Here is an 18,436-nt window from a genome sequence, read left to right on the forward strand (position 1 = left end):
TACACCGCATCGGGCCAGCTACCCGAGCGCTCCGAGGGGGTTATTTTTGCATGCCGATAGGGGGTCAAGTTTGCGTGCCGATTGACACCCAAACCAGCCCCATGCCGGTCTGGCACACCACGACGCCGCCATTTGAGGTGAGCGCCAGTCCGTCCGGCCCGGCGCGCCCGCCCGAGAACTGGATGAACAGCCCCGCCTTGTTCACCCGCCCCGAGGGCGACATCGGCAGCCGCCAGACCGCATTGGCCCGCGTCACGGCGAGGAACAGGACATGTTCGGCCAGATCCAGCACCAGCCCGTTAGGGCTGGGCACCTTGTCGATCAGGCAGGTCAGCGCACCGGTCTCGGGCACCCATTTCCAGACGCGCCCCGAAGGGTCCTGCAACCCGGTCTGTCCCTGATCGGTGAAATAGAGCGCCCCGTCACTCGCGAAATGCAGGTCGTTGCAGCCCTTGAAACTTTCTGTATCCGCATCGCCAAGTGCCTTGCGCACCGTCCCCGTCTCCGGGTCCAGCAGCATGATGCCGTTCTGGTAATCCGCCAGAAAGATCCGCCCGTCGCGATGAATCTTCAGCCCGTTCGGCTGGCCGTCATATTCCGCGATCTGGGTGATTTCGCCTGCCGGGTCGGCGCGAAAGACACGGCCAAAGGGGATATCGACGAAGTACAGGTTGCCCGCGCGGTCGAACGACGGCCCCTCAAGGAAACTGTCCGCAGGCGCGCCACGCCGGTTCTTCTCCGCCCAATAGGACGGCTGGCCGGTGCGCCGTAACGTCGCGGGCAATTCGGTGAAAACCTCGGCATCAATGACGATCGGTTCTGGGAAGGGATAGGTATGTGTCATCCGAACGTGAACTCCGGCAGGAACAGGGCGATGTCTGGCACGCCGATAAGAAGCAGCATGAAGGCGACGATGATGAAGAAGAAGGGCAGGGTGCCCATGATCACGTCCTCGACCTTTACCTCTTTTGAAGACGACGCCACGACAAACAGAATCACGCCAAGCGGCGGGGTCAGTTGGCCCAGTTCCACAAGGATCACCACAAAGACGCCGAACCAGATCGGATCGACGTCCATTGCCAACAGCGCCGGAAAGATCACCGGCACGATGATCGCGATCATGCCAAGGCCCTCCATGAAGCAGCCGAGGATGGCAAAGACCGCCATGATGATCAGCAGGAAGGTCAGGCGCGAGACATTGGCCTCTTCCAGCATGCCGACGAGGTCCTCACCGATGCCGGACAGCGCGGTCGCATAGGCGAAGATCATCGAGGTGAAGACGATGAACAGGATGTTGCCGCTCATCAAGGCGGTGCGGGACAGTGCGTTCCTGAGCAGTCTCAGGCTGAGCTTGCGATATAGGGCTGCTATCAGGATGGCGCCGACGGTGCCCACCGCCCCGGCTTCGGTCGGCGTGGCATAGCCGCCATAGATGCTGCCCAGAACGATGACGATCAGCATCAGGAAGGGCACGATGTCCAGAAGCGCGCGGCCGAGATCGCCGGCACTGGCCTTTGTCTCGGACTTCGGCGCCAGTTTGGGGTTGATCAACACCCGCGCCATGATGAAACCCATGTAGCACAGCGCCAGGACGATCCCCGGAACCAGACCGGCGGCAAACAGCCGCGCGATCGAGGTTTCGGTAAAGGTGGCGTAGATGATCATGGTGATCGAGGGCGGAATGAGGATGCCCAGCGTGCCGCCGGCGGCCAGCGACCCGGCAACGAGGCGCTTGTTATAGCCGCGCGACGAGAGTTCCGGCAGGGCAACGGTGGACATGGCGGCAGCGGTGGGGGCTGACCCGCCCGAGATCGCCGCAAAGATGCCACTGCCCGCGATATTGGTGTGCAACAGACCGCCTGGCAGCCGGCGCATGAAGGGCGCGACCCCGTTGTAAAGACGTGTCGACAGGCCCGAGCCGAGCAGGATCTCGGCCATGAGGACAAAAAGCGGAATTGCGGCGAGGGTAAAGCTGTTCGCGGCGCCCCAACTGACAAGGCCAAGCGCCTTCCAGCCGCCAAAGCCCTTGAGCAGCCAGATGTAGGTCAGACCGGCGCCCGCTACGGCGAATTGCACCCACATGCCACCCAGGATCAGGCCGATCAAAAGGCCGAAGGCAAGGATCGCTTCCATTTATTCTGTCCCGGATTTGCGAAAGGTCAGCAGCATTTGCTCGACCAGGAAAAACGCCAGCAGGGAAAATCCGAGTGGCAGCATGATTTGCGGTATCCACAAAGGTGTGCGCAGGACCGTCGGAGCGAATTTGCCACGCGAAAACGAGGACAGCGTCAGATCCTTGGTCTTCCACGCCAGGATCACGCAGATCACCAGCGCGATCAGCACGAAGGCACGGACCAGCCAACGGCGCGCGCCACCGGGCCAGCGTTGCAACAGGAAATGCACCTGAAACATCGCATGACCACGCAAAGCCAGCGCCGCACCGAAAAAGGTTATGAAGACCACGCCATAGCCGGTCAGTTCCTCGGCAAAACCAAGCGAATAGTTGAAGCCCCCGCGCAGCAGCGCCTCCAGGCAGACCAGAGAGACCAGCGCCACCAGAACCGTGGCGGTCAAAAGGCCGGTAAGGCGCGCCACCCCGTCAAAGAGGGGACCGGCCGAAACCGGCCCCGTTTTGCTGTCGAGCTGCATCTTATTTGCCGATTGCTTCGCGCACGGTGGCGAGGGCTTCGACGTACTCGGGTCCGTTTTCCGCGGCCCAGGTTTCCCAGAAGGGTGCCAGCTTTTCGCCCGCCATGGCCGCATCGCCCTCGGCCGCATCAACCAGCGTCATGCCGGCTTTTGACTGCGCCGCCTTCTGGACCTCTTCATCTTCGAGGAAGGCGGCCGTGGTCTTGGGGCCTTCCTCGGCCACGATTTCGCGCAGCTTGGCCTGCGTGTCCTCGGACAGCGCGTCAAAGGCGTCGGCATTGGCGATGATCATCGAGTTGCCGTAGTTCACCGCAAAGCGGTAGTTGTAGGGCAGGAATTCGTGCCAGTTCTTGGCCCCGCCCGCCGAAGCGGTCAGCACGCCCTCGATCACGCCGCGCTCCAGCGAGGTCGGCACTTCGGAGCCCGACAGGGTGATCGGTGCGCCGCCGAATTCCTCGATGAACTTGCCCTGTTCTGGCGAGGTCACGCGGATCTTGTGGCCTTGGAGGTCGGCAAGGCTGCCTATCTCGAACGTGGTAAAGATGGTTTGCTCGGGATAGCGATAGCTGCCCAGCAGCACGACGCCCTGCTCTGCAAAGGCCTCGACCAGTTTTGGTTCGATCGCGGCATAGGCCTTGGCCCATTCCTCGTCGTTCTCGATCAGCATCGGCAGGTTCAGCACCCGCGCCAGCGGAACCGAGCCCGAGAAAAAGAAGTCCGCCGCCATGTCGATGATGCCATCGCCCACGGCCTGGGTGATGTCAGCCGAGGCGATTTGCAGGGTTTTGCCCAGATGCAGGGTGATGGTCAGGTCGGTATCGGCAGCGACACGGTCCACGATGCGGTTCATCCCCTTGACCGCAGAGGTCGTCGAGACGGAAGAATAGGTGTAGGCCGTCCACTCGTCGGCATGGGCCAGTGTCGTGGACGCGGCGATCAGCGCCGCGGCGCCAAGGGTTTTGATGGTCATGATTTTCCTCCAGTGTTGATTGATATTGCCGGGTTTGTCCGCCCGGTTGTTGTTTACTTCCAAGGGGTTTCGGCCCAGATCTGTGCGGCGACGCCGTCCTGCTTTGCTGCCGTTTCGGCGAAATCGTCGCCCACCATGAAGGCGATCGGATTGCCTTGTTCGGCCATCATCGCCTGAAAGGCGGGGTTCGCGTTCACGGCCGTCAGAGCATCGCGCAACTGCTTGGTCGTGGCGTCGTCCATGCCCGCCGGGGCGACGATGCCGCGCAGCGATGACATCTGAACGTCAAAGCCCAGTTCCTTGGCCGTCGGCACGTCCGGGCGGAACGGCGAACGCTCGTTGGCCAGCACCGCAAGCACGCGCAACTCGTCGGGGAAGTTCGATGTCTGGCCAAGTGCCATGGTTCCGGCGGCCACATGTCCCCCCATGATCGCGGTGCGGGCGTTGGACGCGCCCTTGAACGGCACCAGCGTGAATTCCGCGCCCGAGGCGGCCGCCATCATGTTTGCGCCGAAATGGTCGTTGCCACCCAGGCTGGACAGCCCCAGGGTGATCGCACCCGGATCGGCCTTGGCGGCGTCCAGCAATTCGCCCAGCGTCTGGAACGGCGACGAGGCCGCGACCGTGATCGTATTCGGGTCCTCTACGAAATTCGCAAGATAGGTGAAACTGTCCGCATCGTAGTCGGCGGTGCGGTCCTTGGTCAGTGCCAGCGCGGCGGGCAGGTTGAAGGTGCCCAGCGTGTAACCATCCGGCGCAGCCCCCGCGACTTCGGTAAAGCCGATCTGGCCACCGGCGCCGGGCATGTTCTTGACAACCACTGACGCTCCTTCACCCAGTTCCTGCTCCAGAAACTGTGCCACGGTACGGGCCATCACGTCGGTGCCACCGCCGGCGGAATAGCCGACGATCACCTCGATGGGTTTTTCCGGGTATTCGGCTAGCGCGACAGTGGCCGACAGGGCCAACACAAGTGCGGTTAGGGTTTTCTTCATGACGGTATCCTCCCAAGGTCATGTGAAAAAATCTGTTCGTCGATGTCGTAGGACCGCGCGGCGCTGCGCCAGAAAAGGGCATGCTGTTCTTCGGCGGTCAGCGGTGCGGCAATGCGTTTGAAGGTGTTCCACAGCGCGCCATATCCGACCTGTCCCTTGTCCACGGGAAAGTTGCTTTCGAACATCGCGCGGGCGGGGCCGAAGAGGTCGATGCAGGTTTCGACCCAGGGCCGCCAATCCGCGGCCAGCGTGTCAGACTGCGGCGGCGCGGGCGCGTCAGCATAGCGCCAGCCAAAGACGCAAAGACCAAAGCCGCCGATCTTGACCCGCGTATTGGGCAGGGCAGCAACCGGGGCCAGCGCGTCGCGCCAGGCATTGAAATTGTCGGGGTCAAAGCGGTCATGCGGCCCGACACCCAGCGGCCCGCCACAATGATCGACGATGACGGTCAGCTCCGGCACGGCCTCGGCCAGCGCGCGAACCTCGTCCAGCTGCGTCTGGTAGGCCCAGACATCAAGGCTCAGGCCCTCTGCGGCCACCGCTTGCGCCCCGGCGCGGAACGCATCGCTCCGCAAAAGGCCGTCAGGCGGCGGGTTGGGATTGGACCTGACCGCCGCATCGGCGTGCCAGGCGGTGGTGTTGCGGATGCCCTTGACCCGGCCCTGCCCCGCCTCGGCCAGCGCCTCCAGCACCGGGCGCACGCCGTCGCCCAGTTGCAGGTCGGCCATGGCGATGATGCCGACCGGGAAACGGTCGTGGCCACGGGTCCAGTCCAGCACGATCTCGACCTCGCCCACCGGGCGCAGCGCCTCGGGACCATCCGTGCGATAGCCTGTCCGGCATTGCACATAAAGGCTGGCCCGCACATCATGGCCCGCCCCAACGTCTGCCATCAGCTCCTCTGCCCGATACCGTCCCTCTGCACGGTCCCATAGGTGATGATGGCAATCGAAAATGGGTTGCCCCGGCGCAAGAACATCTTCCTGCGTCAGGGCGAGCCAATCCTCGCGGATGCTATGGTGCGGGCTGGCGGTCACGATTTACTGCTGTCGATAAAACGCTTTTTCAGCGTCGGACCAATGATCACCGCGACGGTGAGCACGACGAGGATCAGGCTCGTGGTGTTCTGAAACAGGATCATCGGGTCGCCGCGGCCGATCCGCAGGGCAAGGCGCAGGTTTTCCTCGGCAAAACCACCCAGGATCAGGCCCAGCACCACCGGCGGCAGCGGGAACTTGAGCCGGTCCATCACCCAGCCGATCGCGCCGAAGCCCAGCATCAGGTAGACGTCGAACATCCGGCCATGGATCGAATAGACCCCGATCAGCATCAGCACGATGATCACCGACCCCAGCAGCGGGCGCGGCAGGTTCAGCAGGCGCGCAAAGGAGTTGGTCGCCAGCGAGCCGCCGAGCAGCACCAGCAGGATCGCGCCAAAGAGGAACTGCCACATGAAGCCGAAGACGATGTCGGGGTTGTCGCGGAACAGCATCGGCCCCGGTTGCAGACCATGCACCAAGAGGCCCCCCAGCATCACCGCCGCAACGGCGGTGCCGGGGATGCCCAACGTCAGCGCCGGGATCAGCGCCGAGGCGGTGTCGGCATTGTTGGCCACCTCGGCGGCAGCGACGCCCTCGGGTTCGCCCTCGCCCCAGGTTTCCGGGTGCTTGGAGGTGCGGCGCGCTTCGTTGTAAGACATGAAGGCCGCCATCGAGCCGCCCGCGCCGGGCAGGATGCCGATCCAGATGCCGATGAAGGAGCCGCGGATCCAGGTCTTCCAGTAGTTCATGCGCGGCAGCGCCTTCCAGATCGACTCGGTGCCGAGCTTGGAACTGTTGATGCCATCGGTCTTGAGCGGCGTTTCCAGCAGGTCGATCACCGGTGGCAGCGCGTAAAGGCCAACCAGCAGGATCACGATGTTGATGCCGTCCAGCATTTCCAACTGGCCAAAGGTAAACCGATCGTTGCCATAGATCGGGTCAGAGCCGATGACCGAAACGAAAACCCCGAAACAGGCCGAGATCAGACCCTTGATCGGGTTGCCGCCCAGCAGGAAGATGATCGAGGCAAGGCCGAAGACCGCGACCCAGAACACCTCGGACGGGCCGAAGAGCAGCGTCACCTTGGACAACGGCGGCGCCAGAAGCATCAGCGCAAAGGCCGAGGCGATGCCGCCGATGGCGGAGGAGACGACGGCGACCTGCAAGGCAAAGCCGCCCTCGCCCTTCTGCGCCATCGGGTAGCCGTCAAAGGTGGTGGCGACGGCGGCAGGCGTGCCGGGGATGCGCAGCAGCACAGCGGGGATCGCGCCACCGTACATTGCGCCGTTGTAGATGCCCGCCATCAGGCCAAGCGCGACCAGCGGCTCCAGTCCGAAGGTAAAGGGCACGAGGACGGAGATCGCCATGGTGGCCGAGAGGCCCGGCATGGCACCTACGACGATGCCTGCGATGACGCCGATTACGACAGCGGCAAAGTTCGTCCAGGCAAAGACATCCGGAAGGGCGTGAAGAAGATCAGCATACATGGTTCAGCGCCCCCAAAAACGGCCGGTGGGGAAGTCCTGAGACATCCCGAAATCGAAGATTGCCCAGATCGTGCCAACAACGATCACTGTCGCGATCAGCAGGCCGACGGGGCTGCGGTAGCCGAAAACCCACGCAACCAGCGGGATGGTCGCGGCGGTGCTGACGTAGAAGCCGATGTAGTCGGTGGCGAGAGCATAGGCGACGATCAGCATGAAAGCCCCGATGACCCGTTTGGGCGATTTGGTCATTTGCTGAGCCTCGTCGCCCATACTGGCCTTGCGCTGGTCGGCGAGCAACAGGACCACCGACAACACGATCAGCCCCACCAGCATGGCGGCTGGCAGCAGCGCGGAAATTGCGCGCAGGTCATAAGTCGGAATCAGGAAGCCGACGGCAACCACGATGATGCCAAGCGCGGTCAAGGTCTCGGGCCGGGTCAGGCGGGAATTGCGACTCTCGGGCATGGTTTTGCTCTCGATGTAAGGGATGATGGGCGTGAGGGGGGTGTCCCCTCACGCATGTGACCTCAGTTCCAGGGGGTGGTTTCCCATACGCTGTTGGCGAGGTCATAGAGATCCGAGGTCAGCTGCTTGAAATCTTCGCCGGTCACGACTTCGACCGGGTTGGCGGTTGCGGCCATCGCGTCCATGAACTCCTGATCGCTGGACATCTGGGTAAAGGCATCAATCAGTTTGGCCTGCACATCCTCGGGCAGTCCTGCCGGCGCGATAAAGCCGCGCATGGCACCGTTTACCAGATCGAGGCCCTGTTCCTGGAAGGTCGGCAGGTCCGGTGCAAAGGGCGAACGCTCCCTGGTCGCAACGCCCAGCACGTTCAGTTGGTCCTGGAACTCGGCCACTTCGGAAATGTTCAGGATGCCCATGGCCACGTGCCCGCCCAGCAATGCTGTCCGTGCAGGGGCGGACCCCTTGAACGGCACGATCGTGAACTCGGTTTCCGTGGTATTTTGCAGCTTGATCAGCGCGAAATGGTCGTCACCGCCCAGGCTCGACATGCCGACCGTGATCGCGCCGGGATTGGCCCTGGCCTCTTCCAGCAGCTTGTCGAGCGTATCGAGGCCGCTGCCCTTTGACGTCACGATGACGTTGGGGTCGTTCACCACATTGGCGAGGTAGGTGAAGCTGTCGCGGTCGTACTCCGCCTCGCGGTCGATGGTGCGGGCCATCATGCCCGGCAGGTTAAAGGTGCCCAGCGTGTAGCCGTCAGGCGCGGCATGGGCCGCTTCGGTCACGCCGATCTGGCCCGAGGCGCCGGGCATGTTCTTGACCACGAGGCTCGCACCTTCGCCCAGATATTTTTCGATAAAGGGGGCCGCCGTGCGCGCCATGACGTCGGTGCCGCCGCCTGCAGAATAGCCCACGATCACCTCGATGGGCTTTTCCGGGTATTCGGCCAGTGCAGCGCCTGCCGCGAGGCACATCGCGCTCGCTATGGCGGTTTTCTTGAAGATGTCGAGCATGTTACTCCTCCGTTTCATGCATGTGTTTCAGTCTGTTGGCAGTGCGCAGCCGCGTTCCTTGAGGGCGCGGTCGACCCAGCTGCGGTCATTCGTGCCGGCCTCGATTGCGGCCATCTGCTTGATTTCGGCGTCGGATTTCGCCTGTGTCGCCTTCAGGATCGTCTCGGCCTGGTCGATGGGTACGCAGAGAACACCGTCGCTGTCGCCGATGATGATGTCGCCGGGGTGGATCACCATGCCGTCGATGGCGATGGGCACATTGAGTTCGCCGGGTCCGTCCTTGTAAGGGCCGCGATGGGTGACACCCGCCGCCCATGTGGGCAGATTGGTTTCGCGGAAGTTGTCCAGATCGCGGATCGCGCCGTCGATGACAAACCCGACGACCCCCTTCTTGATCGCATAGGCCAACATCAGCTCGCCCATCAACGCGTTGTCCAGCGCGCCGCCTGCGTCCACGACAATGACGTCGCCGGGTACGGCGCGGTCGATGGCCGCATGCAGCATCAGGTTGTCACCTGGGCGGGCCTTTACCGTCAACGCCACGCCTGCCATGCCACCCGAGCTGTGCATCGGGCGCAGCCGCGATCCGGCGGCGGTCATGCGTGACATGCTGTCGGACACATTGGCCACCGGCAGCTTGGCAAATTCGGCGACGAGGTCCGCCGGTGCGGTGCGGTCGCGATTGAGAATACGGAATCCCGTGGTCATTGCTGCTTCTCCATATTGGCCGGCTCGGCCTGCGTGGCGGCCAGCAATTTTCGGTTGATGATACGTTCTGGGGCGACGGGTTGGCCGTCGAGGACCTGGAAAATGCCGCGCACCGCATCGACGCCTACGCGCGCACCTGCTTCGCGGGTGACGCCGCCGATGTGCGGAGTCAGCACGATTTCGGGCAGTGCAAAGAAGGGATGGTCCGCCGCGGGGGGTTCGACCGCGAATGTATCAAGGCCGGCCCCGGCCAGATGTCCGGACCGGATCGCTGCCACCAGCGCGGGTTCGTCGATCAGCCCGCCGCGTGCCGTGTTGATGACGTAGCCGTTGGCGGGCATACGCGCGAACGCGTCAGAGTTCAGGATACCGCGTGTCTGGTCCGTCAGCGGGCAATGCAGGGAAAGGATATTGGTCTGTGCCAACATGTCCTCGAAGCTGGCATAGCGGGTCACGCCCAGTTCGTCGAAAATGCTGTCCGGTGCATAGGGGTCAAAACCCGCAAGCGTCAGCCCCAGCCCCTTGGCGATGCGGCCTGTCGCCTGTGCAATCGCTCCCATGCCCATCAGACCAAGTGTCGACCCTGCAATCTCGCGCCCCGAGAACCCCGGCTTTTCCCAACGACCGGCCCGCAGCCCCGCATCCAGAGGCAGGACCCGCTTGACCGTCGCCAGCAGCAAGGCAATGGCGTGCTCGGCCACCGAGACTGCGTTTGCACCGGTGGCGACCAGAACCGGGATGCCACGTTCGGCCGCAGCCTGGATGTCGATGTTGTCGACACCGACTCCATGTTTCGAGATCACCTTGATCTGCGGCGCCGCATCCATCACGGCGGCGTCCAGGCGGCCCATGCGAGACACGATGCCCTCGGCGCCGGTCTGCTGTAGATAGTTTGAAATCACCGCACTGTCGGCATAGGCCGGTGTGTGCACCGTCCTATACCCGCGATCGGTCACCAGTCTGGCAGCGGCCGGATCGAGTTCGGGCCCCGTTACGAGGATTGTTTTGCTCATCGCGCGCGTCTCCATTGCGCTCCGAAGCGTCGGAGCACGTCTTTTCGTCTCGTTTCTGTCGATTGGCCCACAGCGGTCTCCCAACCGGACGGGGGCATCCTCCTTGGGTGGTGACACTATTACGAAGAATGTCTTCACAAAAGCGCGTAATTCTGGTTATTAGATTTAGCAAAACTGGATTTGATTATGGACACCCGTCAGCTTAAGACCCTTTTGGCCATTCATTCGCATGGCACTTTTGCGCAGGCTGCGGACGTTGTCGGCCTGACGCCTTCGGCGGTCAGCCAACAGGTTCATGCCCTGGAGGATGAACTTCAGGTGACCATCTTTGACCGCAGCACCCGTCCGCCACGCATCACGCCCGAGGGTCTTCAGGTTGTTGAAATGGCACGAGATATCTTGCGCCGTGAAGATGATACAAAGGCCAGCCTGCGCGGCGATCAGATCGCTGGAACGTTGATGCTGGGGTCAGTCCGGTCAAGTGCGCTGAACCTGCTTCCGCGGGCGCTGGTGCAAATGCGTCTGCGGTATCCGGATCTCAAACCGAACCTGCGGGTATCGCTCTCGTCCACACTAATTGCGGATGTGGCGGCGGGGAGGCTCGACGCGGCCATCGTCGCCGAACATGTCGGATTTCCGAACGCCCTGCGCTGGAGCCCCTTCCTGCGCGAACCGCTCTGGCTGATCGCACCTCCGGGGACGAAGTCCCACGATCCAATCCAGTTGCTGAACACCCGCCCCTATATCCGCTTTCGAAGCGCTGTCCCGCTGGCCAATCTGATCGACACTGAACTGTCCCGCCTGGGCGTCGTGACGCACGATGTCGCCGAGATCGACACTATTGGGTCCATCGTCACCGGGGTGCGGCAAGGCCTGGGGATCTCGGTGGTGCCGCATGTGGCGCTTCAGGAACCCGAGGATCTGGGCCTGACCCGCCTGCCCTTCGGCAACCCGCAGGTGGTCCGCCAGATCGGCATTGTCGAGCGCACCGCAACGCCGCGCGCAGAAATCATCGCGCTGCTGCATGCCGTCCTGGCGGACCTCTGCGGAGACTACGGTGTGGACCGTCGGCCCCGATCCTGACCACGCGTTCACGACGGTCTCGCAATGACAACAGGCAAAACGGTTTTTCTCAGGTCATGGCGGGCAGATTCGCGACCACACAATATCCGCCAGATGCAACACTGGCCGGATGAGGCAGTAATCAAACACGAATCGCATGGTCGATACGTGACTAGAATAAATCAAACGCCCAATAACTCCTCGATGAAATCCTCCTGCCGGTCGAGCGCAGCTACCCATTTCTTCGGCACGGCGGCTTCCCGTTCGAGCGTCTCCGGCTCTGGTTGCCCGTGCAGGGTGATATAGCGCTTGAGCCCTGCCCCGTTCTCTGCACTTTTGCGGCCCTCCGGTCCGTAAATTCCGATCTAGCGAAGCCAGCGACTGCGCGATCATCGCAACGCGGCCGCCATGCGTCGCCAGGCGAGGCAGATTTTACCGGGCGGTCCGGGTCAATTCCGGGCCGCAATAGATGCACCACATCGCGCAACTCCGCTTCCCGCTCCGGCCTTCCGGTCCAGAGAACCCGACACGAGCCACCGCAGCGCGCCGCGCGCGCCTATTCCGCAACACGGCGTGGGGGAGGTCAACTCGGCTTAACACAAGATGCAAGTGGTTCAGCACCGCGCTCGACAAAAACACAACATCTTCAGGGGTTGCAGCACGCACGGAGGTGACCCGGGCTGGCATTCGAGATAGAGTGTCGAGGTCGTTGGTGTGATCCGATCGGGCAGATGTCTCGCCTAACGCCACACTCACGCGGCGCTTTCTACCAGACTACGGCCATATAACCGCCCTGCCCTGTTGTTCTCCGCTGAGTCCAATAAGTTTGCCTTAATGGTCTTTTATATCGGGGCTGTCGTAGAACTATTAAATCATGGAGGTCATCGCCAGATGTCGACAGATCCCAAGAAACCTGCGTCTTCCGATAGCGCCGCGACCCCCTCGCCTGAGAGAATCGGGAATGGACGCCGGTGTCGCTGTAGCTGATATCCATTATCTACAGCGGCCCCGCCTGTGCCTAATGAAATTGGCCAGCAACCGCCGTCTCGCCAAGTGACAACACCAATCAAGACGATCTTCTTCAGGCCTTCAGCTGTTTGCAGACGCCCGGACAAACGCGCGCCGGTCGTTATGGATGATCGGCCAAATCCCACAAAACGTTTCGCGGTGCATCGATCGCGGCGCGGCCTGGTATCAGCTCGGCCACAACGCGCACGGAAGGCAGGAGACCTCGTTTGGGGGACGGTCAACGTTGTTGCAATCTCGTCGGCAGACCACGACGGCGCGACCCGAGCCAGACCACCGGAACGCAAGTGGTCCCGAGAGTGGCTATTGCGACGGAGTGGCGATAGCGTTCGGCCCCTAGGCTCGCTTGATCAGCTTCTGTTTGGGCGGGTCGGGCCTACGACGGGCGGCTGCGAGATTGCCGAACAAAGGTGGCGTCAGAGCTGTGATAAACGGTCGCAAGTCGTCTGATATCAATTGCGCCAGCAAGGTTCTGGCAAGCGCGATCACACGGCGCTGTCGGTCGCCGGCGCGGGGGTAAAGCTAGATATGAACCTGCACAACGCACCCGAGGTGGCGCGCCCCTCCTTCGCTTCAGATCTCACAGTGGACCTTCTTCCTCGGGGCATCCGGGTCAACGCTGTGAGCCCCTGCCCTTTCGCAAAGCTACGACCGCGCTGTCCCGCGAAATTGCCAATTGGCAATAATCCGTTTTCTTCAATAGATGCAGGTGGTTACCAATCTAGATCGGATTGGCTTCGGCAAACTTGCGAAAGAACGCCAGGAACGCTCTGTCGGGGTCCGCCGCCGGCTCCTTATCCTGCGCCCAGCTGCGCCACTCTCCTTCGACGTGATAGATGTCATAGCCCGGATGCCGCAGCTTGGCGGTTTCATAGGTCTGCGTCTTGAGCGCTGCGCCCTGCCGGTCAAGCCATGCGGGCCGGGGTTTTGGCGCGGCGGCCGGGGCCGGTTCGACCTCTTCGGTCCGCCCCTCGGCACGGGCGCGGCGGCCCGGCGAGGCGAATTGCAACGCTCGCTCGACCTTGCCCGTGGCCTCGCCATCCTTGCGCCACCAGCGCAGCTCCACATGGGTGACACTGCGCCCCGTCTTGATCGGCGCAACCTCGACCATATAGTCGGACAGCGCCGAGACCTCCTCCACCGCCGGATCAATCGCGCGCATCCGCAGGTTCGACCAGGAGGTCAACTTGCCCTTCGGCACCCCCAACACCCCGCGCAACGCGTCCAGGGTGAATTTCTCGGAGGAGCGCCAGCGCAGGTTCCCGCGTTTTTGCACCATCTCATAAAGTGTCAGCGCGTATTTGGAGCTGAGCGCAAACATGACCTCGCGCTGAAGCCGGGCAAAAATCGTCGAGTTAGAGATGATCTTGCGCAGGCGTGGCGGAATCTCATATTCCAGCAACCCGTCCGAGCGCGCCATCTCAAGGTTGCCGCCCAACAGCTGCACCCGCTCGATGGCGGGCTTGCCCTCCCAGACCGCCTCCACCTTCACGATGGCGGCCATCAGGCGTTCGATGCTTTCGCCGACCCGGTCGTTGGAATTATGCGACCCGCGCAGCTCCGACTTTGCGATCACATGCAACACCGGCTTGTCGATCGCCTCCCAGGCGTTCTCAAGAAGCTGGTTATAGATGCGCCGATCCGTCAGGGTCAGCGGCGTCACCTCGATCAGGTCGACAAGCTCGCCTGGTTTGACCAGCGATTCCCGGCTTGGCCGGGCGTCGACGGTGCGGTAAGGTTTGGTTGGCTTGGCCATGCTGCGCGATTCCGTACCTCTTTTTCTTACATTTGTATCGGCAGGAATGTAATTTGACAAGAAGCGGGTTCCAGGGACACCACCCGAAATGTAAGCCAATCGGCAGGTCGGCAAGACACAGCCGAATCACATGTGCCTGCAAATCAAGGGTTTTAGAGCCCCCCGATTCGCCGCCGAAGGCGACACCCGAAACGTAAGATTTAGCCCACCAATATGTAACGTGAACCCACCCGATCCGTAAGGCCAGCAATCCCGAAATGTAATCCAAACCATCCCGATATGTAGTCTGATACGGGGCAATCCGCATGATTTTCAGGGTGATCATGGCCCGGAACATAAGAATCCTAGAATCAAGAATAGGGTTGGTTTCTTCAATTTGGTGATTCTCGTTTGGCGCATTTGGCGGCGTCAGCCTTCCAAATCTTACCTTTGGGGCGCGCTGAAGGGGTTCAGCGACCTGATCTCCGAACTTGCGGGTTTGCCTCATGCACTTCCGGTGCTGGCGGTACATTGGGCCAAGGTTCGGTTTATTCGGCACAGAAGCGAAATATTCGCACTTGAGCAGAAGCGCCTGAAGGTGCATGTTCCTCGCAAAGAATAACAAAGAGCATCGCATATACCATGCAGGATTTTCCGGTCTCCCTCGAAGAAATAGACAACCTTGCCCGCCGCGCCGACACGGTGATCCGGCGCTTGCGTGAACGGGTCTTTGCCCCTGGCGCGCAAAAGGCCCTTTCGGTGCGGTTCAATGTCCGCACCGCGGCGGAGATGGCCGGGCGCACGGAAAAGGCGGTGCGTGACGCAGAAGGTGATGGCAGGCTGCCGACGCCGGAAAAAGACCCTAACACGGGCCGCAGAACCGGTTACAGCCTGGAGGAAGTGAACCGGATGCGGGAGGTGTTCGGCACCCTGCCCCGCCGCGCGGCGGAAGATCCGGCAACCGTCCTTGCGGTGCAGAACTTCAAGGGTGGCGTGGGCAAGTCAACCGTTGTGGTGCATCTGGCGCAATACCTCGCGCTGCGCGGTTACCGCGTCTGCGTGATTGATTGTGACAGTCAGGGGTCCACCACCTCGATCTTCGGGCTGAACCCGGATGTGGATGTTGATGAGGATGAAGACACGCTTTATCCCTTCTTCCGCCACGGCGGGCCAACCAGCCTGCATTACGCACTGCGCGCCACCTATTGGCCGGGCATCGCGATGATCCCCGCGAACCTTGGCCTTTATGATGCGGAATATGAATTTGCGGCCCGCATGGTGCGCGAGCAAAGCTTTGTCCTGGACCGGCTTCGCCACGGGATAGAGACGATTTCGGATCAGTTCGATGTGATCTTGCTGGACCCGCCGCCAGCGCTTGGGATGATCTCGCTTTCCGTGCTGCGGGCGGCCAATGCGCTGCTGATTCCGGCGCCACCCAACAACATTGATTTCGGCTCTACCGCGCATTTCCTCAAGATGATGGGCGCCACCCTGAACGAGCTGGCTGAACACGGCGGTGCGCGTGGCTATCATTTTGTTAAGATTCTTGCGACCAAGATGAACGATCAGAAAAGCGCGCATCAGGCGATCAAGCGGGTGATGGAGGCGGTGTTCCCCCATGACCTGATGCAATCGGTGCTGAAAGACAGCGCCGAGATCGACAATGCCACCGCCAATCTGATGACCGTCTACGAGATGACCGGTGCTGCGACCCGGACCGACACGCACAAGCGGTGCAGGGTCTATCTGGACGCGGTGGGCCGGGAGGTTGAAACCCTGATCCGCAAGACATGGCCCAGCCATCACGCGGCATTGAGGAAGGAAGGCATATTGTGAGCAAGCGGCATGATGCAGTTTTTGACGACGTATTGAAGGACCTGGGCGATGACACGCCGGCCCGCGACCGATCCGGTGCGCGGTTTCTCAAACGGTCGAACACGATGGCAGAGCAGGCCGGCGGCCAGCGCCAGGAAAAGGTGCTGCGCCTGGTGGACCCGGCCAGATGCGTGATGTGGGAAGGTCATAACCGGGCCTATGACCTGCTGACCGAGGACAATTGCCGCGATCTGATCGACGGTATTCTCAGCCAGGGACAGCAGGAATTCCCGGCAATTGTGCGCCGCCGTGCGGAAGGGCAGGGGGCAGAATACGAAGTGATCTGCGGCGCGCGTCGGCACTTCGCGGTGTGCTGGCTGCGGGCCAACAATTATCCCAAGTTCGAGTATCTGATCGAGGAACGGGATCTGACGGATGAGGAGGCCTTTCGTCTTGCCGATATCGAGAACCGGGACCGGGAGGATATTTCGGATCTGGAGCGCGCGCGCGATTATGCAAAGGCGGTAGAGGCCTATTATGGCGGCCGGCAGAATGTGATGGCGGAACGGTTGCAGGTGTCTGCGGGCTGGTTGTCGCGTTACCTGCAACTGGCCAAGCTGGACGACCGGATTGTCAGGGCCTTCCCCAGCATCCGCGAGGTCAAGGAACTGCATGCCCGCCAGCTGAAACCGCTGATGGCCACGGCAGAGCAAAGCGACGCGGTGCTGAAGGAAGCCGATGCGATTGCGGCTGAAGAGGCCAATGTGCCAACAGCAAAGGTGATGGCGCGTTTGCGGGCGGCCGCGCTTCCCAGGAAGGAACGCCAGGCCGCCGACGAGGTCTATCGGAAGCATCCGGAAGGGCAGGGGGTGCAGGTGCGCCGCAAGGGTCGGCGTATCCAGCTTGAGTTCGACAAGGATCTGAAGGGAGACAACCTGCGCGTGGCTCTGATGGCCTTCATGAAGGCGCATGAAGCCGGAAAATCCTGATTGCCAATTGGCAATATCCGCGTAAACGGTTTGTTTTCAGTAGCTTAATCTCACTCCAGCCCCACAGCATGTCAGGCGGTTCGGGCAATTGCCGAAGATGATCCTGCGGCGGCTTATCGGACATGACTGGGGGCTGAAAGGCGGGGCGGTTACCAGCTATATTCTGGTGAAAAGCGCCGCCGTCAAATGGACTTGTCGCATGAAACGCAGACCCGCAGATTTGCGAGGCGACCTGGATATTCTACCGCAACTGCCCGCCCGGGTCACTTGGGGCGGTTCGGAAAGCCCTGAAACTGTGGCGTATTTATCCGGGGCTGCGTTGGGCCATCTGGATATTGAGCCGTGAAGCGAGGAGACGCCCCCTGGGGTTGTCGGGCGCGGGGCAGGGGGCGGCGCCTACGACACGCGTCGCTGCCACAAGGCCATCATCGAGCACGACGCGGTTCCAATCATCCCGATCCGCAAGCACGGGCGACTATGGAAGGATGACTGCCCCGCGGCACGCGCCCGGAACGACACCTTGATGGCAATATTCTTTCCGGCTTCCATGTCATGGAACTCCTTCCTGATGTGCGGGCTACTTGTAAAATCCGTCCCGCAGCCTGATGCCATGCTCCAGCCAGGCTTTCATGGCGCAAAGCATCCCCGTCCATCCTTCGCAATTGCCGAAGCAGGAGGTCAGGCCGGCCTCGGTCTCGGGCCAGCCGAATTCGCTGATCCGCACCAGCGTGCGTCCATCTTCCAGCGGGCTGAACTCCATGGTGACAGTTGTCCAGGTGGCAGTTGCCTTGGCCGTCTCCCATTGCAGCACGATCTTTTTGTTGGTGACGACCTCCTGCACCAGGACGGGGAAGGCGCCGGGAAAGTCGTGGAAGTCCCAGGTCACCTCGGCGCCGGTTTCCAACCGGCCCCGCGCCCCGCCCGTGGTGAAGTAATTCGACAGGCGCTCAGGGGCGACCACCGCCTCGAACACGTCCTCGACCGGTTTGGCGATGCGCCCGGCCACGGTGAACTTCAACTCCATGGTGCGAATCCTCTTTGCTTTCCGTCATTAATGTTATAAAAATATAACATGTCAATGGAAGATAAATTTGACGCCTTGTTCAAGGCGCTTGGCCATCGGGTGCGACGTCAGATACTCGACCTGATCAAGGATGGTCCGAAGACCACCGGTGCCCTTTGCGAAACGCTGACAGATATCGACCGCTGCACGGTGATGCAGCACCTCTCCGTGTTGGAGAAAGCCGGGCTGGTGGTTGTCGAACGGCGCGGCCGGGAACGCTGGAACAACCTCGACGCCCTTCCGATCCACGACGTTCAGAAGCGCTGGATCGGCCCATACGCTGCGCATGCGGTCGGGATGCTTGAGGAGCTGGAGGCGCTGGCAAAAATCGACGCATCACCGCAGGAGACTGCCGAAAAGAGCAATGCCTGAAACAGGGTGGCGGCTCCGATCTGTCCGCAGA

The 18,436-nt window shown here is 61.8% G+C and carries 19 protein-coding genes and 1 pseudogene; 6 read left to right on the plus strand and 14 right to left on the minus strand.

What is annotated here, in order from left to right:
- Positions 1 to 64 precede the first annotated feature (64 nt).
- From PVW51_RS14080 to PVW51_RS14130, 11 genes are all read right to left on the minus strand, one after another.
- Positions 65 to 844 carry an SMP-30/gluconolactonase/LRE family protein gene (locus PVW51_RS14080; protein ID WP_274575686.1) on the minus strand — a complete coding sequence of 260 codons (780 nt, stop codon included), beginning with the start codon at positions 842 to 844 and terminating at the stop codon, positions 65 to 67.
- A complete protein-coding gene (locus PVW51_RS14085) occupies positions 841 to 2,133 on the minus strand; it encodes a TRAP transporter large permease (RefSeq protein WP_274575687.1) in 1,293 nt (430 codons plus the stop codon). Before PVW51_RS14085 ends, PVW51_RS14080 begins: the two co-directional genes overlap by 4 nt.
- Complete coding sequence (locus PVW51_RS14090; RefSeq protein WP_274575688.1) at positions 2,134 to 2,649, minus strand: TRAP transporter small permease; 516 nt, start codon at positions 2,647 to 2,649, stop codon at positions 2,134 to 2,136. It lies immediately after the preceding gene.
- 1 nt (position 2,650) lies between these two features.
- Complete coding sequence (dctP, locus tag PVW51_RS14095) at positions 2,651 to 3,619, minus strand: TRAP transporter substrate-binding protein DctP (protein WP_274575689.1); 969 nt, start codon at positions 3,617 to 3,619, stop codon at positions 2,651 to 2,653.
- A gap of 53 nt (positions 3,620 to 3,672) precedes the next feature.
- Positions 3,673 to 4,614 (minus strand): tripartite tricarboxylate transporter substrate binding protein, encoded by a 942-nt coding sequence (locus PVW51_RS14100; protein ID WP_274575690.1) that lies wholly within the window; start codon positions 4,612 to 4,614, stop codon positions 3,673 to 3,675.
- Positions 4,611 to 5,651: an amidohydrolase family protein gene (locus tag PVW51_RS14105; RefSeq protein WP_274575692.1), complete on the minus strand. Its 1,041-nt coding sequence runs from the start codon at positions 5,649 to 5,651 to the stop codon at positions 4,611 to 4,613. Before PVW51_RS14105 ends, PVW51_RS14100 begins: the two co-directional genes overlap by 4 nt.
- Positions 5,648 to 7,141: a tripartite tricarboxylate transporter permease gene (locus PVW51_RS14110; protein ID WP_274575693.1), complete on the minus strand. Its 1,494-nt coding sequence runs from the start codon at positions 7,139 to 7,141 to the stop codon at positions 5,648 to 5,650. Before PVW51_RS14110 ends, PVW51_RS14105 begins: the two co-directional genes overlap by 4 nt.
- A 3-nt stretch (positions 7,142 to 7,144) precedes the next feature.
- On the minus strand, positions 7,145 to 7,606 hold the full coding sequence (locus PVW51_RS14115) for a tripartite tricarboxylate transporter TctB family protein (protein ID WP_274575694.1): 462 nt from the start codon (positions 7,604 to 7,606) through the stop codon (positions 7,145 to 7,147).
- Positions 7,607 to 7,668: 62 nt separating this feature from the next.
- Positions 7,669 to 8,622 (minus strand): Bug family tripartite tricarboxylate transporter substrate binding protein, encoded by a 954-nt coding sequence (locus PVW51_RS14120; protein ID WP_269367510.1) that lies wholly within the window; start codon positions 8,620 to 8,622, stop codon positions 7,669 to 7,671.
- Between the two features lie 27 nt (positions 8,623 to 8,649).
- Positions 8,650 to 9,330 (minus strand): RraA family protein, encoded by a 681-nt coding sequence (locus tag PVW51_RS14125; RefSeq protein ID WP_274575695.1) that lies wholly within the window; start codon positions 9,328 to 9,330, stop codon positions 8,650 to 8,652.
- Positions 9,327 to 10,343 (minus strand): hydroxyacid dehydrogenase, encoded by a 1,017-nt coding sequence (locus PVW51_RS14130; protein ID WP_274575696.1) that lies wholly within the window; start codon positions 10,341 to 10,343, stop codon positions 9,327 to 9,329. The genes PVW51_RS14125 and PVW51_RS14130 overlap by 4 nt, the downstream gene beginning before the upstream one ends.
- A gap of 186 nt (positions 10,344 to 10,529) precedes the next feature.
- Between PVW51_RS14130 and PVW51_RS14135 the strand changes: the two genes are divergently transcribed.
- Complete coding sequence (locus PVW51_RS14135) at positions 10,530 to 11,426, plus strand: LysR family transcriptional regulator (RefSeq protein ID WP_269367507.1); 897 nt, start codon at positions 10,530 to 10,532, stop codon at positions 11,424 to 11,426.
- 411 nt (positions 11,427 to 11,837) lie between these two features.
- On the opposite strand, the gene PVW51_RS24310 is transcribed toward PVW51_RS14135, so the two are convergent.
- On the minus strand, positions 11,838 to 12,092 hold the full coding sequence (locus PVW51_RS24310; RefSeq protein WP_443288184.1) for a hypothetical protein: 255 nt from the start codon (positions 12,090 to 12,092) through the stop codon (positions 11,838 to 11,840).
- Between the two features lie 1,060 nt (positions 12,093 to 13,152).
- On the minus strand, positions 13,153 to 14,187 hold the full coding sequence (locus tag PVW51_RS14145) for a replication initiation protein (RefSeq protein WP_274575697.1): 1,035 nt from the start codon (positions 14,185 to 14,187) through the stop codon (positions 13,153 to 13,155).
- A 621-nt stretch (positions 14,188 to 14,808) separates the two neighbouring features.
- Between PVW51_RS14145 and PVW51_RS14150 the strand changes: the two genes are divergently transcribed.
- The 4 genes and pseudogenes from PVW51_RS14150 to PVW51_RS14165 form a co-directional block, all read left to right on the plus strand.
- Positions 14,809 to 16,002, plus strand: coding sequence for an AAA family ATPase (locus PVW51_RS14150; protein ID WP_114276624.1), 1,194 nt, complete (start codon positions 14,809 to 14,811; stop codon positions 16,000 to 16,002).
- The gene (locus PVW51_RS14155; RefSeq protein WP_274575700.1) at positions 15,999 to 16,970 is read left to right on the plus strand and encodes a ParB/RepB/Spo0J family partition protein; all 972 of its coding nucleotides are present in this window, start codon (positions 15,999 to 16,001) and stop codon (positions 16,968 to 16,970) included. Before PVW51_RS14150 ends, PVW51_RS14155 begins: the two co-directional genes overlap by 4 nt.
- 88 nt (positions 16,971 to 17,058) lie before the next feature.
- The gene (locus PVW51_RS14160; protein WP_274575701.1) at positions 17,059 to 17,316 is read left to right on the plus strand and encodes a hypothetical protein; all 258 of its coding nucleotides are present in this window, start codon (positions 17,059 to 17,061) and stop codon (positions 17,314 to 17,316) included.
- A gap of 42 nt (positions 17,317 to 17,358) precedes the next feature.
- Positions 17,359 to 17,499 (plus strand): annotated as a pseudogene (locus PVW51_RS14165) (IS5/IS1182 family transposase); the annotation flags it as partial.
- 48 nt (positions 17,500 to 17,547) lie between these two features.
- On the opposite strand, the gene PVW51_RS14170 reads toward PVW51_RS14165, so the two are convergent.
- Positions 17,548 to 17,994: an SRPBCC domain-containing protein gene (locus PVW51_RS14170; protein WP_269367502.1), complete on the minus strand. Its 447-nt coding sequence runs from the start codon at positions 17,992 to 17,994 to the stop codon at positions 17,548 to 17,550.
- Between the two features lie 54 nt (positions 17,995 to 18,048).
- Between PVW51_RS14170 and PVW51_RS14175 the strand changes: the two genes are divergently transcribed.
- Positions 18,049 to 18,405, plus strand: coding sequence for an ArsR/SmtB family transcription factor (locus PVW51_RS14175; RefSeq protein WP_274575703.1), 357 nt, complete (start codon positions 18,049 to 18,051; stop codon positions 18,403 to 18,405).
- Positions 18,406 to 18,436: the final 31 nt, after the last annotated feature.

The organism is Sulfitobacter sp. PR48, from assembly GCF_028807335.1.
GTDB lineage: Bacteria > Pseudomonadota > Alphaproteobacteria > Rhodobacterales > Rhodobacteraceae > Sulfitobacter.

Coding starts and splice junctions, on each gene's coding strand:
- PVW51_RS14080 (WP_274575686.1), bottom strand. CDS start 844: ATGACACATACCTATCCCTTCCCAGAACCGATCGTCATTGATGCCGAG.
- PVW51_RS14085 (WP_274575687.1), bottom strand. CDS start 2,133: ATGGAAGCGATCCTTGCCTTCGGCCTTTTGATCGGCCTGATCCTGGGT.
- PVW51_RS14090 (WP_274575688.1), bottom strand. CDS start 2,649: ATGCAGCTCGACAGCAAAACGGGGCCGGTTTCGGCCGGTCCCCTCTTT.
- dctP (WP_274575689.1), bottom strand. CDS start 3,619: ATGACCATCAAAACCCTTGGCGCCGCGGCGCTGATCGCCGCGTCCACG.
- PVW51_RS14100 (WP_274575690.1), bottom strand. CDS start 4,614: ATGAAGAAAACCCTAACCGCACTTGTGTTGGCCCTGTCGGCCACTGTC.
- PVW51_RS14110 (WP_274575693.1), bottom strand. CDS start 7,141: ATGTATGCTGATCTTCTTCACGCCCTTCCGGATGTCTTTGCCTGGACG.
- PVW51_RS14115 (WP_274575694.1), bottom strand. CDS start 7,606: ATGCCCGAGAGTCGCAATTCCCGCCTGACCCGGCCCGAGACCTTGACC.
- PVW51_RS14120 (WP_269367510.1), bottom strand. CDS start 8,622: ATGCTCGACATCTTCAAGAAAACCGCCATAGCGAGCGCGATGTGCCTC.
- PVW51_RS14125 (WP_274575695.1), bottom strand. CDS start 9,330: ATGACCACGGGATTCCGTATTCTCAATCGCGACCGCACCGCACCGGCG.
- PVW51_RS14130 (WP_274575696.1), bottom strand. CDS start 10,343: ATGAGCAAAACAATCCTCGTAACGGGGCCCGAACTCGATCCGGCCGCT.
- PVW51_RS14135 (WP_269367507.1), top strand. CDS start 10,530: ATGGACACCCGTCAGCTTAAGACCCTTTTGGCCATTCATTCGCATGGC.
- PVW51_RS24310 (WP_443288184.1), bottom strand. CDS start 12,092: ATGCCAGCCCGGGTCACCTCCGTGCGTGCTGCAACCCCTGAAGATGTT.
- PVW51_RS14145 (WP_274575697.1), bottom strand. CDS start 14,187: ATGGCCAAGCCAACCAAACCTTACCGCACCGTCGACGCCCGGCCAAGC.
- PVW51_RS14150 (WP_114276624.1), top strand. CDS start 14,809: ATGCAGGATTTTCCGGTCTCCCTCGAAGAAATAGACAACCTTGCCCGC.
- PVW51_RS14170 (WP_269367502.1), bottom strand. CDS start 17,994: ATGGAGTTGAAGTTCACCGTGGCCGGGCGCATCGCCAAACCGGTCGAG.
- PVW51_RS14175 (WP_274575703.1), top strand. CDS start 18,049: ATGGAAGATAAATTTGACGCCTTGTTCAAGGCGCTTGGCCATCGGGTG.